This window comes from Marinagarivorans sp. (assembly GCF_982758155.1).
In genome coordinates this window covers 10,036-27,409 of sequence record NZ_CEXWTU010000040.1, presented here as the reverse complement: position 1 = coordinate 27,409, position 17,374 = coordinate 10,036, and the positions used below count along the sequence as shown (strand labels likewise).

Below are 17,374 nucleotides of genomic sequence, written 5' to 3'. Positions count from 1 at the left end.
AGGGTATGAACCTCAATAAATCCTATATCTTTTTTAGGCCACTCAATACGACAGGCCCTGTTGGCGCCCACGGCGTGCCACTCACCGCCCAACACTCCATCGCCGTCGACCCCGCCTTTTGGCATTACGGCTTACCACTGTACGTTAGTGCCGAACACCCTAGCAACGAGCACACGCTAAATCAGCTTCTTATCACCCAAGACACAGGCAGCGCCATCAAAGGCCCGCTGCGCGGTGATGTATTTTGGGGGAACGGTGATTATGCCGCCGACATGGCAGGTAAAATGAAATCTTCTGGGGTCACTTGGGTTTTGTTGCCTAAAAAGGGCGTGGAGTTACAATAGCCTGTATCAACTTTCACTGGCCCGTGAAAGTTCACAACTACCATAGTGCATTCAGACATTAACAATCTGTGTGTTTTGTTCCGGAGTTTTCAAGTGCAGGACGCACGTTATGCAGAAAAAACAGACACAAGATTCGGAGAAGGTAAAGTTTAACGTTAAGAGTCTCCATACGCGTATCACTGACAACTCTTAGGTATCATTTCACGTTGGACAAGGTCCTCTCTTTTCACCAATCACAATCGTCCGTATAATGCCGCAATTTTTTGGACGACAGAGGTTGGAATAATGAGGACGTTAAAAAAAACGCTATTGTATAGTTTAGTGGCTAGTTTGGTAACAGTTTCTGGCTGTGGTAGCTCAGGAGACTCTAAGAGTGCCGACTCAGCGACCTCAGGCTTCCAAGAACTTGCCGTCGGTCAGATATCAGCGGCTCGTCAATATGACGAAGGTGAGGTCGTCACAGTCACAGTGCCGGTCGAAAACCCCGCCAACCTATCTATTCAGTACGATTGGAGGGTCACCCATAAAGGACTTTCGCTCTCCTTTACCGGCCAAAACTCACCTACAATACTTTTTACCGCGCCTCAGGTCGAAGAGGACGGTGTAGTCAGTATCACCCTAACCCTTAGCTTAGCTGACGGTCAGCTATTAGGTGACGATAGACGATTCGGCGGCGTATCTATTGCGGACCTGAACCCAAATAGAAGAAATCAAATCGCTGGCAGTGCCTTTAGATATAAAGGCCCCGAAGTTATCACCTTTGATGATACTGGTTTTGGGGATTCGGCTAGTTGGCATTACACAATTTATTTTACTGACGATGTAGAGCTTGAAGGCGAAACGTGGGAAAGACACCAATCCCTAATGGGAACAGGATATACAAAGATAAACGACGAAGGTGATCACTCATGGGGCTACTGCGGAGAAAACTCAGGAGAATCCTTACTTGACACGGTAAATTTTCCACCAATAATACCTGAACAGTGCTTGCTTAACGAAGTGACACAAAAGCGCTACCAAGAGGGCAACAATTTTTGGGTTGAGTATTACTGTGCCGACACCATTATCTCAGCGCGATCTTATCGTTATTTAGAAGAGGGCATAAACAATTATGCAAATCTAACATTCTCAACAACCTTTCCTTCCGAAAACTATAGTGACAATGAAACCTGCGTAGATCTATACCGCTCACTTTTCGCCAGCGACGCTTATTCAAACATCATTGAGTTTTCCACTATCGAGCTTTATGGAACCATTGCAGAGGATGCCTACACAATGGAATTCAACTTTGAAGGTGAAAATTTTGGCGTTGACAGCTTCGGGTTCAATAGTTTTTTACCGCTATACGCAGCTAATTCGTTTAGCTTAAACTGGGACCCGTTATCGAGCTTCTCTGGCATTGAAGAAGATGACGGAGATTTGACGGTCACAGAAGCAGGTAGTGACGGGTCATTTGAGGCTTATTTTGATATGGACTTGGTAAATAGCGAAAATCAAGATCAAACAATTGAAGGCAACATTACTTTAGATTTACCTTAAATATTATAGTCTGAAATTCAAGCAGCAACAGCTGAGGCCGGCATTCGTTTCAAGCCGCTCTGGCTATTAGTCTGATTCTTTTATAATTGATATTTTTAGTTCTATACCCAAAAGCAGCTAAGGCTTAACCGCCTCAGCTGCTTTTTTATTTTAAAAATTATCGGGCAGCCAGGATGAAATACTCAGGGGTGACTTTGATATTGCTGCCGAAAAAAGCTGTGGAGTGAATGAATAAGACTTAGATTTTTGCGTTAACAAAAGTCTACCCTCCACAACCCAATCTATCAACGTTTACGTTCGAAGCCAAAAAACTCAACACGAATGCTTTCGCGACTCTTTTGCAAAGCTTTCCGTATTGTAACAGCGCACAACCTTGGTCAACTTTCCGATAACAGAAAGCCGTTTTCATCAGAAGGTTCTATACTGAAGGCACCCATAAACAACACCCCCATTCCAACGCTAGTGAGACACTATGAACCTTTACTGGGTTACCACTGAAGACCACCACGAAGACTGGTTTGTTTTGGCAAAAGACCCCCAAAACGCTGAAGTATTCTTTGAAGAATACGAAGGTTATGACGATGACACAGCATTCGCCTTACTTGTGTGCACAGTGAATATCAGCGAAGCAGGCGCAGACTGGGCAGACCATGCCTTACTAGAAAGCTTAGGTGCCGAAATTCAAGAGATGGATTCCGGTAGAGTGGTGCAGCTACTGGGTGAGACCTATGCCGAAGGTATGCTGGATGGCATTATTCGGCAATGTGATGCTGCCGTCCTACAAAATATTGTGCCGCCGCTAACGTTAAAGGAAAGCACACTTAAGCGAATCACAGCTCGCTTTACTAAAACTCTTCAGTAGTCATTTAAAAGGTGTTCGGATCTATGGATAAAATACAACAAATTTCAGACACCTAATTTTAGGCACCTATCGGCACCCCATTAATATTAATCCTCGCATTAGAATTACGTCAGAACAACTACAGAAGCAGCCGAATACGGTTATTACTTTTTACAGACAGCTTTTATAATATCTGCAATATTCCCAGGCTTTATCTCATTGCTATCACTGGCCATTAAATCAAAAAGTCTTAAGCGTAATCTTTCGATATACGGCCCTTTATGTGTAGGCGTGAATTCAAGCTGTTTAAATGCACCTGAAAGCTGAGAAAATAAACCCAAGCAATCATTATTCGAGACTTCATTTTCATCGCTAACATCCGGCAGTGTAATAGAGTCAGTGTCAAAAAATATGACCGTTTTGACACTGCTCAGCATCAACAATATAACGGTGATAAGGCTGTAGTTTAAAGCGATTAAACCCGCCTGCTCTTGCTCGCTAGCTTCCAACACATAACTTTCACTCGCATCCAAAGCCGCTATACCAACAGACGATGAAACACGGATTTTTACCCCTATTAGCTGCGCACCGTTAAACGCCCGCAACGAAACAGTTACCGCTATAAGCTCTAGGTTGTCGAGCCCATCAAAATGATTGCGAATTCGCCGGCACTTTTTAGACAAGCGCTTTAAGTCTTTACTGGACGATGGAAGCAACGCGAACCTAATTGAAGGGCTAACCTGATGATAATTCGATTTTATTTCTTTCGTCTTTTTTGTCAGAGGGGCATCAGGCTTAACTTTTATGCCAGGCAAAGCTTTATGTGTCACGTGCTGATCATCCGCAAAATAGGACTTCAGATCCTTACTCAGTACCTTGTTATGAAAAGGCCGATCATTGGTCAGTAATATTGTATGTTGATTAAGTAAGTGGTGAATAATCTGAGCATCCGGCATACCAGAGTACTGAGCAGATACATTAAGCGCTTTATGATAAGAAATGCCCTGTTCTTCGGCATAAGCTTTAAAGCGCGCAAGTTGGGAGCCGGAAACACACTCATCAACAATTAAGGTAACTACAGGGTCTATAGAGGACATGTTTTTTCTTATCCGTTGAATAAATATTCAACCATCGAAGGACAGGCGACAATAAGCAGTGGCGAGCAAATGCTGCACAGGAGCTTGATGGTTATTTTCACAAAAAATCCTTAAAGTATTACTTTCAATTCATACACACTATTTTCGCGCACATTAACACACTTAGCCACACGGTTTTTCTATTTGCTGGGGCTGAAGAAATAGCGGCTTTTATTAAACACATTAGGGCGAGGCAAGAATAGACTGTCCAATTAGGCGCAGGATTCTGCTCCTCATAGAGGCATTTAAAGGGGCGCATACCGGGATTTAGGGAAATAGGTCAGCAGGGTAACGTATCGGGGCAAGGAAGCCCCTTATTGGACATTGCATCCGTATAGGGATGTACGTTTTAGGGTAATGCATGAGCTATTACCCAGGAGCACTATATCTAGGAGCATAATGTCGAGGAGCAGCTACCGGGGCATGTAACACCTTGAGTAACAAAGATGAGGAAGTAAAGAGCGAGCATTAGTGGATAATGTATTAATTCCTCGCCCCTTATTTAATGCACGCCCCTAAGCAGCGCCCTTCTTATGAAGTCGCTTCTTCATGAAGTAACAACCTAAAACGCCACAGTACATCAAATAAAACATCAAAAGCGTTAAGCCATTCATCGCGCCACCCCTTACCCGCGCATTCACTGGAGTGGTTGGTGCAACGGCGGCGGCTTGCTGCACAACCTCTACGGTTAAGGTACCCGAGGCGGTACCTCCATTGCCGTCGGTGATGCTGTATATGATTTCGTCTGTGCCAATAAAGTTTTCGGGCGGTGTATAGGTAAGCTCGCCATTTTCGCCGATTGTACTAGCGCCAATGTTCGCTGTTGCACTGGATATAACTAACGTATCTTCATCAGCATCGGTATCGTTACCCAGTATATTTACCGTAAGCGCAGCCCCCGCAAAGGTAACCCCACTATCGTTAACCACCACGGGGAAGCTGTTATTACTGAGTGCCACCGCTATGCCGCCGGGGTCCACAATAGTGCCATTTGCCAATCCGTCGTCATCGTTAGGGCCACCATCCTCAATGGACAACTGCACACACCAATCCCCTTCTGTTAAACCGGCCTGCCAGCTATCACTTTCTGGTGGAGGGCAGTAGCCGGCTTCACCGGCTGCTGAGTAAAGTCCGTTGCGCTCGTTAACAACAAAATCAACCCACGTTCCATTAACATATTTGCGATACAGCGCCTCAAAAGGAATGGCCTCTTGTTGTGGCAACACAATACTGTAGCTTGCCCCTACCGCTGGTAAGCCGTACATCACAAAATCAAAAATAACGCCCACACTTTGGGCTTCGGAATCGGGCACTAATTGAAGGTCTACGTCTAACTCGCTTAATACACCACCACCCTGCTCATTGCCTGCGGCAAAGCTCCCTTTACGTAAATGCGCACCGGCAGGCCCCTCCATTAAGTATTTGTTTTGCTCGCTCACCTTACTAGGTAGCACATTAACAGCAGCATCACTATCATCTAAATAGTTCGCAATGCCATCGCCATCATCATCACCTAACCCCTCTAGGTTATCCGGTATTAAATCACCGTCGCTGTCATCACTGGTCAGTACGGGCAGCTCGTCAATAATTTCAAAATACACCGTATTTTCGACACTCTTACTCGGCAAGCCATCATCACTCACAGTAACAGTGACGCTGTACTGACCTGGGATTAAATCTGCAGGGTTAATACTAAAGGTGTTATCGGTAGCATCTAAATCTTCGACCCCCTCGATAAACTGCCAAACAAAAGTGTGTCCATCAGCGGGGTTGGCATCGACTACCGTGGCGCTAATCACAATCGTATTGCCCGCAGCGTCCATCAATAAACGGGGCTCCTCCTCTTGGGTGGCCAGCAAGCTAACTTGCGGTGCAAGGTTGCCTTCAACAATCGCGATGGTGTGTGTGTTTTGGCTACCAGCATTCAGTGTTTCGCCGGTTAAAGTCACAACAATCGTTTCGCTTTCTTCAAACACACCGTCGGCGAATACATCCAGCAAAATTTCACCTTGAAGGGAGGTTAAGCTCACCTCTCCATTCATCAAACTATGATCACCCTCATCAGCTGTACCACTCACGCTATAAGGCACAACCACGGGGTACTCTGGCGGTTTACCACTCAGTATTATGCCAATGCGTACACTGCTGCCCTCGATGACTTGCTGCCCTTTGGCCAACGAAACCAAGGGGTTAACGCGCACCTCTTGTTCACGCACAGTGCTATTTCCGGCGGCATCCGTCGCCTGCCAGTAAGCCTTGTGGATTCCGGCAGCAAACTGTTTATTGCCATTTAACAGGGTTACAGGCAATGTATTACCGCTGGCATCTTTTGCTGTTGCCACCCCCAGATCTACCCGCGTAAATAAGCCGGTGGCATTAACTTCAACATCAGGCGGCACCGTGATTTGAGGCCCCGCTGCTGCGGTACTATCGGCATTAATTGTTAGAGTAACAATGGCAGTATCTTGGCCACCATTACCGTCGCTCACGAGGTATTCAAACTCTGCACTATCAAGCTCAAAGGCCGGTATAAAACGCAACTGCCCCTCCTCAATAGTCAGCCCCTCCAAAACACTGCTCACCGATAAAATGGTTAATGCGTCCCCGTCTTCATCGGTATCATTTTGTAAAACATCCAGTAAGTAACCTTCACTATTGAAGCTTAAGACAAACTGATCATCCACTGCCACTGGCGCATCATTCGCATTGACCACGGTAATACTAAAAGCCGGTAAGCTATCTGTGGCGTCGGCACTATCGGCCACACTAATAACAATATCGCTATAAATCCCAATATGGGTGTTATCGGGCGTACCCGTTAGGCCGCCATTAGAGGGATTAAAGGTTAGCCATTCTGGCAAATTAGTGATGGTGAAAACTTTAATATCACTCGCATCAGGGTCTACAACCGTGGGGGTAAAGCGGTAAAGCGCATCTTCAGCTGCCGTTGCATTGGGAGTACCACTAATCACTGGCGCATCATTCACATTCGTCACGCTAATACTAAAGACCGCTAAGCTGGCCTCAGCATTGGCACTATCAACAACTGTAATAACAATACCGCCATGCACGGCAACATCATCAGACCCTGGCGTACCCGTTAAAGCGCCAGTAGCGGTATTAAAAGAGGCCCATGCTGGAGCATTAGTAATACTAAAAGTATGACTATCATCGCGGTCAACATCATTCACAGCAGGGGTAAAACTATATGGCTCATCTTCGATGACGGTGGTATTTGGGCTGCCCGTAATTTCGGGCGCATCGTTAATATTATTGACGGTAAGGTTAAAGGCCGCGAGGCTACTAGTACCATCCGCTCCGTCATTTACACTCACGACGATATCCGCATACACCCCTACATCGCCGTTGCTAGGCGTGCCCATTAAAGTACCCGTGGCCACGTCAAAACTAGCCCATACAGGAAGGTTAATAACAGCAAAAGTCAACGCATCACCAGCATCGTCATCGGTCACCGTGGGCGTAAAGCTATACAGTGCATCCTCATCAATACTGATACTTGGAATACCACTAATCGCTGGAGCATCGTTGGTGTTTTGCACCGTAATATTAAACGCCGGCAAGCTGGCAGTTGCTCCTGCCGTATCACTCACCGATATCACAATATTATTAAAAGCACCCACATCAGCATTACTTGGCGTGCCCGTTAAGGTGCCTGTTGCTAAATCAAACGTGGCCCAAAGGGGTTTGTTATCAACACTAAACGTGGTGGTATCGCCTTGGTCCACCTCATTAACAGATGGCGTAAAGCTATAGAGGGAATCTTCTGCAACTAGGGCCTGTGGTGTGCCGCTAATTTCTGGGGCGTCATTGGTATTGGTCACGGCTAAACTAAAGGCTGCGAGGCTACTCACGGCGCCGGCAAGATCGGTAACGCTCAGCACGATATCGCTCGTTACGCCCACATGGCTATTATCCGGCGTACCCGTTAAAGCCCCTGTTGCCGCATCAAAGCTCACCCAAGCCGGCTTATTGCTAATGCTAAGTGTTAACACATCATTTGCATCAACATCCGAAGCATCGGGGGCGAAGCTATAAGGGGCATCCTCGGCAATGGTGGTACTCGGTGTGCCACTAATTACAGGAGCATCATTGGTATTGTTCACCACAATATTAAAAGGTGCCAAGCTCGCCGTGGCATTTTCACTGTCGGCAACTGTAATCACAATATTGGCGCTAGTCCCAACATCATTATTCGTGGGGGTACCGGTTAACACACCAGACGTTGTGTCAAAGCTTGCCCAGCTGGGCTTGTTCTCAATGGTAAAGATTAGGGTATCACCCTCATCAACATCACTAAATACTGAAGCAAAACTGTAATTGGCGTCTTCTGCTACCTCTGTCGCTGGAGTACCAGAAATGAGCGGTGCATCGTTTACATTAATGACCGTAAAGGTAAAGCGCGGTAAGCGTGAGACTGCACCGCTACTATCTGTTGCAAAAATGAAAATAGCACCACGCCATAATCCAACATCACTATTACTCGGCGTACCTGAAAGCGTACCGGTTGTTGTATCAAAAGTGGCCCAACCAGGGGCATTTCGAACACTAAAAACAACCGTATCGCCCACGTCAACATCACTCATTTCGGGGGTAAAGCTATATAAAATGTCTTCGAGTATGGTCGTATCTGGCGCACCGCTAATGATTGGAACATCATTGGTATTAATCACCACAATATTAAAGGCCAGCAAGCTTGCACTCGCCCCTGCCTCATCGGTAACCGTAATGACTATACCGCTCGCCTGCCCTACATCGTCGTTAGCTGGCGTGCCCATTAAGCTACCCGTTAACGCATCAAAGGTGGCCCAGCTCGGTTTATTCTCAACACTAAAGGTATGGGTATCACCCACATCCTCATCAGCAACCACCGGTGTAAAACTGTAGCTCGCATCTTCATCGACAGCTGTGGTTGGCGTGCCGCTAATCGTCGGAGCATCATTGGTATTGTTCACCGTGAGGGTGAAAGGCGCCAAACTCGATATCGCGCCGCCGCTGTCCATGGCGCTAATAACAATTAACGCCTCACTCGCACCCACATCACTGTTGCTGGGGGTACCCATTAGGGCCCCAGTTGCAGGGTCAAAACTGGCCCAGATTGGTAGGTTAGTCACACTGAATACAGCACTATCGCCTACATCGTCATCACTGATTGTTGGCACAAAGGTATACAGCGCATCTTCATTAGCCGTTGCACTCGGCGCACCGCTAATCATCAATGCATCGTTGGTATTGGTTACCAGAACACTAAAGGCTGGCAAGCTATCGGTGACTTCTGCGGTATCGCTTACGGTAATCACAATATCACTCGTCAGGCCGATATCGGCATTGGTTGGCGTGCCGGTTAAAGCACCCGTTGCCGCATCAAAACTGGCCCAACTGGGTGGGTTTGTGATGGTAAAGGTTTGAGTATCACCGGCATCGTCATCGCTCACCTCGGGCGTAAAGCTGTAACTCGCGTCTTCTGCTACTGCAGAGGCAGGGGTTCCGCTAATAACCGGGGCATCATTGGTATTAGTCACTGTTAAGGTAAAGGGCGCCAAATTTGAGGTAGCGCCACCCCCATCGGTTGCACTAATCCAAATAAAATCAGGCCACACGCCAACATGGCTATTATCGGGCGTACCAGTCAGCGCCCCTGTTGCGGTATCAAAGGCGGCCCAATCAGGCATATTTTGAATACTAAAAACGACGGTATCGCCGACATCGTCATCGCTGACCTCGGGCGTAAAGCTATAAGCAGTATCTTCGGGTACGGTCGTATCCGGTGTGCCGCTAATCACTAAGGCGTCATTGGTATTACTCACCACTATATTAAAGGCCGGTAAACTTGCGCTGGCACCTGCCGCATCACTCACGGTGATGACAACACCACTGCTCTGCCCTAAATCATTATTGCTCGGCGTGCCTGTTAGGGCACCTGTTGCTGCATTAAAAGTGGCCCAGCTCGGCGGGCTTGAAATCGCAAATGTTTGCGTATCGCCAGCATCAACATCAATAACAACCGGTGTAAAACTATAGCTAGCATCCTCTGGCGCCATAGTGCTTGGGGTACCGCTAATTTCGGGAGCATCGTTAATATTGCTGACCGTAATAGTAAAGGCCGCTAAGCTTGCCGTGGCGCCGCCGCTATCGGTTGCACTAATAACGATATTCGCGTGCGAACCTACATCGCTATTGGTGGGCGTGCCGGTCAATGCACCTGTAGCAGTATTGAAGCTACCCCAAGCGGGAGCATTCACAATGCTAAAGCTCAGCGTATCGCCACTATCAACATCGGCCACCTCTGGCGTAAAGCTATAACTCACATCTTCATCTACCACTGTTGCCGGTGTACCGCTAATCGTGGGCGCATCGTTCGTATTACCCACAGAAATACTAAACGCCGCCAAACTGGCAGTAGCACTCGCGCTATCGGTTACGGTAATCACGATATTGCTTGTCAGCCCAATATTATCGTTGGTGGGCGTACCGGTTAAAGCGCCAGTACTGGCATCAAAACTGGTCCAGCTGGGTGCATTACTAATACTAAAGCTCAAGGTATCGCCAGCATCCACATCGCTTGCGGTAGGGGTAAAGCCATAAGTGGAATCTTCTGCCACGCTATTGCTCGGCATACCACTAATCACTGGAGCATCATTAGTATTACTAACAGTAAGGCTAAACGTAGCCAGGCTGGCCGTTGCACTGGCACTATCGGTTACCGTGATTTCAATGGCGCTCGTAGTCCCCACATCACTATTCGTCGGCGTGCCGGTCAGCGCGCCCGTACTGGCATTAAAGCTGGCCCAAGTCGGGGCATTGGTAATACTGAACGTGAGAGAATCACCAGTATCCACATCGTTCGCGGTAGGGGTGAAACTGTAAAGGCTATCTTCATCTATCGTCGCTGCCGGTGTACCCGTAATAGTCGGCGCGTCATTCACATTACTCACCGTAATACTAAACGCCGCTAGGCTGGCGGTAGCACTAGCACTATCGGTTACGGTAATCACAATATTACTGGTTACGCCGATATCATCATTGGTGGGCGTGCCGGTTAAAGCCCCTGTTGCCGAATTAAAGCTGGCCCACGCAGGGCTATTCACAATACTAAAGTTTGCCGCATCACCCGCATCATCATCAGTCACCGCAGGGGTAAAGCTGTAGCTGGTATCTTCTGCTACAGCCGTACTCGGTGTGCCTGTAATCACCGGGGCATCGTTGGTATTGCTCACTGTCAGGTTAAAGGCCGCTAAGCTATCAGTGGCACTGGCGCTATCGGTCACGGTAATTACAATATTACTGGTTACGCCAATATCATCATTCGTTGGCGTACCACTTAACACACCCGTGCTAGCACTAAAGCTGGCCCAAGTAGGCCGATTAGTAATACTAAAGGTGGCCGTATCACCCGCATCGATGTCATTCACGGTGGGCGTAAAACTATACGCGGCATCTTCTGCCACGGTAGTACTCGGTGTACCACTCATCACAGGGGCATCGTTAATATTGGTCACGGTAATAGTAAAGGCAGCCAAGCTATCGGCCGCACTCGCACCATCAACCACGGTAATCACAATATTACTGCTTAGGCCAACATCGCTATTGCTTGGCGTGCCGGTTAAGGCGCCGGTACTGCTATTAAAACTGGCCCAGCTGGGTCCATTGGTAATGCTAAAGGTTGCAGTATCGCCACTATCATCATCGCTCACCGTCGGCGTAAAACTATAGCTGGCGTCCTGTGCCACAGTCGTACTGGGGCTGCCGCTGATTACCGGCGCATCGTTAGTATTACTCACGGTAATCGTAAATGCCGCTAAGCTCGCCGTAGCACTGGCAGCATCAGTTACGGTAATCACAATATTGCTGGTTAAGCCAATATCGGCATTGGTCGGCGTGCCCGTTAATACACCCGTGCTGGTACTAAAGCTGGCCCAACTCGGTTGATTAGTAATACTAAACGCGCGGGTATCACCGCTATCCACATCATTGCTGCTAGGTGTAAAGCTATAAAGCGCATCCTCTGGCGCAGCGGTATTAGGTGTGCCGCTAATTGTCGGGGCATCATTGGTATTATTCACCGTGATACTAAACGCCGCTAAGCTAGCCACTGCCGTTGCACTGTCGGTGGCACTAATCACAATATTACTGCTCACACCCACATCACTATTGGTTGGCGTACCGGTTAAAGCCCCTGTTGCCGTATTAAAACTAGCCCAACTCGGTGCATTACTAATACTAAATGTGGCGGTATCGCCAACATCATCATCTGCGACCGTTGGCGTAAAGCTATAAGCAGCATCTTCATTAACACTGGTACTCGGCGTGCCGCTAATCACTACCACATCGTTGGTATTAGTCACGGTTAAACTAAACGCCGCCAAGCTATCGCTAGCGCTGGCTGTATCAGTCACAGTAATAACAATGCCTGTCGTGGAGCCAACATCGCTGTTAGTCGGGGTACCGGTTAAAGCCCCTGTGGTGGTGCTAAAATTGGCCCAACTGGGTGGGTTCGCAATACTAAAAGTGGCGGTATCGCTCGCATCAACATCGCTCACACTCGGCGTAAAACTATAGCTAGCATCTTCGGCCACGGTGGTACTTGGGCTGCCGCTAATCACCGGCGCATCATTGGTATTGCTAACGGTCAGGTTAAAGGCCGCCAAGCTATCTGCGGCACTCGCACTATCGGTTACGGTAATTACAATATTACTGGTTACCCCAATGTCGTCGTTGGTGGGGGTACCACTTAACACACCCGTACTAGCACTAAAGCTCGCCCAGCTAGGCTGATTGGCAATACTGAAGGTTGTGCTATCACCACTATCGTCATCATTCACCACAGGGGTAAAGCTGTATGCACTGTCTTCGGCAATCGTTGTCGCGGGCGCACCACTTATGGCTGGCGCGTCGTTGGTATTGCTCACCGTAATACTAAAGGCCGCTAAACTATCGCTAGCGCTGGCGGTATCAGTCACGGTAATCACAATATTACTACTCACGCCCACGTCACTATTCACCGGGGTACCGGTTAACGCACCCGTACTGGTATTAAAGCTGGCCCAGCTAGGGGCGTTAGCAATACTAAATGTGGCGGTATCACCGGCATCCACATCCGCTACAGCGGGGGTAAAGCTGTAAGCGGCATCCTCTGCCACGGTAGTACTGGGGGTACCGCTAATAACCGGGGCGTCATTGGTATTTGTCACCGTAAGGCTAAAAGCCACCAAACTATCGGCCGCACTGGCAGCATCGGTTACAGTAATCACAATACTACTGGTTACGCCAATATCATCATTAGTAGGGGTACCACTTAAAACCCCTGTGCTGGTACTAAAGTTGGCCCAACTGGGTTGATTCGCAATACTAAATGTAGCGGTATCACTCACATCAACATCATTCACACTCGGCGTAAAACTGTATGCCGCATCTTCGGCTACGCTGCCGCTAGGCGTGCCACTAATGACAGGTGCATCATTGGTATTACTCACCGCAATAGCAAACGCCGCTAAACTCGCCGATAGCGTAGAGCTATCGGTCACGGTAATAACTATATTGGAATGACTACCCACATCGGCATTCAACGGCGTACCCGTTAGCGCACCTGTAGACGCACTAAAGCTAGCCCAGGTGGGTTTATTGGTGATGCTAAAGGTATGCGTATCGTTACTGTTGGCGTCGGTCATTGTTGGTGTGAAGCTGTAGCTGGCATCCTCTGCAATACTGGTCGAAGGCGTACCACTAATGACAGGGTCAAAATTGGGCGTAACCTCGGTAATGGTGGGTACATTTACCGCACGGTTAACGCGATTGAGCCGATCCTCCCACACCACAACAAAATTATTGGCCACTTGAAATGATAAAGTCGCGGTCATCGACCAAGTTCCACCCGCCGCTGTCGCACTCGCTAAAACGGTATTATTATCCGCCACGCCATCATTATCGCTGTCGGCATAAAGATACACTCGGCTCACATCAATAGCGTGTGAACCAGAGATGGTATAACTTGAACCCACAGTATTCACAGCACTGGCCGGCACCGTTACCACTACGTTAGCGGGTGGTGCGGCATATTCAATCGTTAAGCTTTCTGCGGTATTTTTAACACTACTGTTAACAGCATCATCCACCACATTCGCTTGCAGTGAAATAACCACATCACCGGTAGCGTCCGGCGTAATGTCCGCACTATAGCTTTGGCCAGAGCCGCTAAAGTTACTGGCACTACCATTCGTAATCGTAAGGTCTTCCACCGCAAAATTAACAACCGAACGATCAAAATGAATAGTGACAGGAATCGGAGAGGTTAGCGTAGGGTTGGAGGCTGTAGAAGCGATCACGGCCTCCAGTGCCTCTACATACAAAATAGCCGCTGCTTTAGGCGTTTCGGTATTATTGCCGTTTACCGTCGCGCTCATGGATTCAGTTGGGCTATTGTAAGCACCTGCGCTAGCGCCAGCGGGTATGAGTAGAAGCACATCAAACGTACACAGTTCACCCGGGGCAAGGCTGCCACCACTAAACGTCAGCGATGTGGTACCTGTAATGGTAGAGCCTACGCCGCACGGCTGTGCGGGAAGCGATGTTGCCGCCAATGTTGATAGCGCCTGGCTTAACCTGTCAGTAAATTCCATGGCGCTTGCAGCCAATGCTGTGGCCGCATTGGTAATGGTATAACGCGCGGTTATCGCATCACCGGCTAATGCAGTACTGGTTAAGAATATTTTGGATACGGCAAGCCCTGTAATGATTTGCGTATCAGAAGCTGCACCAGAATTAGTAGCCTGCGCCGCAGTTGTGCCCGTCACCGCTGAGCTTATTAGCGTGTATGTGCTCGGCGTCGCGCCACTGGGTATTTGTAACGTTACGCTAAAAGTACACTTTGCACCCGCAGCCAATGAACCACCGGTAAAAGTAATTGTAGAGGTACCACTTATCGACGAACCTGCACCGCACACATCGCTCGCGGTACCCGTCGCCATCGTCATACCCGTTAGCGCAGCCTCTAAATCTATTGTAAAACCTAGGCCGCTAATATCGGCCACTGCACTTTCGGTGTATTCAAGGCTTAGCTCCGCGGCCACTATACTGCCCGGCACTGCAGCCTCATCTGCCAGCGCAATACTTAATTGTGCCGCCGCTAATATAACTAACGTATCGTTCGCTGTGTTACTGCTTAATGCTTCACCATTCACAACACTTGTGGGAGCACTGGTGGTATACACAAAACTACCCGGTGGGCCAAGCTCAGGAAGCGTTAAAACAACATCAAAAGTGCAATTACCACCCGCTACTATCGTGCCACCTGCAACTGTAAAAACACGTACCTCATCAACAACACCAGAGGTAAAGGTTGAGCCTGTACCACAGCTATTCGCATTGGGTACCGTATTAATAGTGATACCCGCATAGACTGCATCAATTTCTTGAGTGAACGTGAAAGCGCTCATCTCATTCGCTGTATCGGTATTAGTCACCGTAAAACGTAGGGTAACGTCTTCACCTAAATTGGCTGGGTCATCAATAAAAGCCATCGTTAACACAGGGCTTTTTTTAACAACAAGAGAGTGACTAAACGCAGGCTTAGTCGTGGCAGAACCTAATGTTAGGTTAAGCGTACTCGTATTATTTGTATAAGTGCTGGCCGCGGCATTGGTTGGTATAAGTACTGTAAGCTCAAAACTACAGCTCGCCCCTGCCGCCAAACTTGCACCCGCTACTGTAATGGTCGAACTGCCCGTTAAGGTAGAACCCGAACCACAAAAGTCGTTAGCCGGTAAAACAGTTGCCGCTAGGCCACTTAAGGTCGAATTTAAATCATTCGTAAAGGTAATACCCGTAGCGGCGTTGTCTCTATCAGTATTATTTAAAGTAAAGCTTAAGGTAGCACTGGCCCCTGGCGTAACAGATGCTGGAAAGTACGCACTAATAAACGGATTCCCCACCGTAAGCGTTGCACTAGCCGCACCGCTAGCGTTTGAGCCATTTTGGCTAAGGGCACCGCTCACATTGCTATATTCACCGGCATTCGCGGCTGTAACATTAACGCTAAACGTACAGCTAGCACCCGCCGTCACGCTCCCTTTTGAAAAATCAATCCTACTAGCCTGTGCAACAGCTGTGATTACTGGCGTCGAGCTACTATTACAGGTTGTCGTACTCAACGGTTGATCAGACAACACAACACCCGTAGGTAACGTATTGCTAAACACCATTACATTAGCCCCAGAGCCATTCAAACTATTGTCAAAGGTATACGTTAAAGTGCTGTCAGCACCCGGGGTAATAGAGCTAGGAGAAAATGCCATCAAAAATCCAGGCCGGCCCGCATCTACCGTAAGGTTAGCGGTCGCTGTACCTGCACTACCCGCACTGGTTGCTAAAGCACCCGTGGTATTAACATGTGCACCAGGCGTACTACTCGTGACATCAAGCGTTACCGTGCAAGACGCAACAGCGCTTAAGCGATAACCGCTAATAGTGACATTACCACTACCTGCCGTAGCCGTTAAAGTACCATCAATACAGCTGGTACTAGCCCTACTTGGGTTAGCAACGGTGACCCCTGTCGGTAAAGTATTGGTAAACGATAGCCCAGTAACACCGGCAGCTTCGGCCGAATTATTAATAGTGTAAGTCACCGTCGAAATGCTGCCGGGCCCTATGGTGCTCGGCGAAAAAGCCAAACTAAACGTGGGCGGCGCTGCGTGTGAATACACACTAAAAGCCAAACCTAATAAAAGGATGAATGGACGCAAAAACTGACTACGGATGACATGCATTGATTGCATTAGCTCCATCGAGTTTAGAAAATAAAATGACACAAACCCAAACCTCAGGCTTACGGCTCAAAGGGGCTAAATAAGCCCACTCTAAAGATCGGCCACGTTTTTCATTACAAAGGTATTGATGGCGCTCGAGAATAAGCGCTATACAAAAAAAACTAATAGTGAAATCTAATTTAGTGGTCTGCTTTCTCTAACCGGCTAATACGGCTATTCAGGCTTTCAATCAGCGCCTGCTGGTCTTGCACAACTTTTGTTAATACAGCAACCACATCCATAGGTGCCAAGCTACGGCGATCATTGGTGGCGACTAATTCGGGTACATCTTCCGCAATAAAACCGGCATAAGATTCCGAAGGCTCACGCTTATAAGAGAACGTTACCGGGTTAAGAGCCGTTAAGGCCGCTAGTGCCGCACTGCCGGCAAGGTCAACAATATTATTTTTTAGCGCACGACTGGATGCGTTGGTCCACACTCCACCGGCCGTTAAGTGTGCACCGTTGGACACCTCAATGGCATGGGTTGTATTGTTATTACCACCGCCACTATCGCCCACATACAAGCTACCCGATTGCTGAATAGTGAGTACCTCTTCTGAGGCTTCATTATAAAAAGCTAAACGATCAACGGTGGCCGACGCCCCGGCATCTACATTGGCACGGGCACTCAGCTGCCATTTATCGGTACTGGCTACCGAAAATGCTAATGATGAAAACTGCGTATCGGCA

At 48.1% G+C, this 17,374-nt stretch carries 6 protein-coding genes; 3 read left to right on the top strand and 3 right to left on the bottom strand.

Annotated elements, in window-relative coordinates:
• The 3 genes from AC3A8L_RS06975 to AC3A8L_RS06965 all read left to right on the top strand — a co-directional run.
• Positions 1-344 (top strand): 3D domain-containing protein (locus tag AC3A8L_RS06975; RefSeq protein ID WP_487961515.1); only part of this gene is annotated, 344 nt, incomplete at its 5' end.
• A 285-nt stretch (positions 345-629) separates the two neighbouring features.
• A complete protein-coding gene (locus AC3A8L_RS06970; protein ID WP_487961514.1) occupies positions 630-1,883 on the top strand; it encodes a hypothetical protein in 1,254 nt (417 codons plus the stop codon).
• Between the two features lie 472 nt (positions 1,884-2,355).
• Positions 2,356-2,745, top strand: coding sequence for a hypothetical protein (locus tag AC3A8L_RS06965; RefSeq protein WP_487961513.1), 390 nt, complete (start codon positions 2,356-2,358; stop codon positions 2,743-2,745).
• Between the two features lie 143 nt (positions 2,746-2,888).
• Here the strand turns inward: AC3A8L_RS06965 and AC3A8L_RS06960 are convergent, their stop codons facing one another.
• From AC3A8L_RS06960 to AC3A8L_RS06950, 3 genes are all read right to left on the bottom strand, one after another.
• Positions 2,889-3,821 (bottom strand): hypothetical protein, encoded by a 933-nt coding sequence (locus AC3A8L_RS06960; protein WP_487961512.1) that lies wholly within the window; start codon positions 3,819-3,821, stop codon positions 2,889-2,891.
• Positions 3,822-4,375: 554 nt separating this feature from the next.
• The gene (locus tag AC3A8L_RS06955) at positions 4,376-16,684 is read right to left on the bottom strand and encodes a putative Ig domain-containing protein (protein ID WP_487961511.1); all 12,309 of its coding nucleotides are present in this window, start codon (positions 16,682-16,684) and stop codon (positions 4,376-4,378) included.
• A gap of 137 nt (positions 16,685-16,821) precedes the next feature.
• Positions 16,822-17,374 (bottom strand): tail fiber domain-containing protein (locus AC3A8L_RS06950; protein WP_487961510.1); only part of this gene is annotated, 553 nt, incomplete at its 5' end.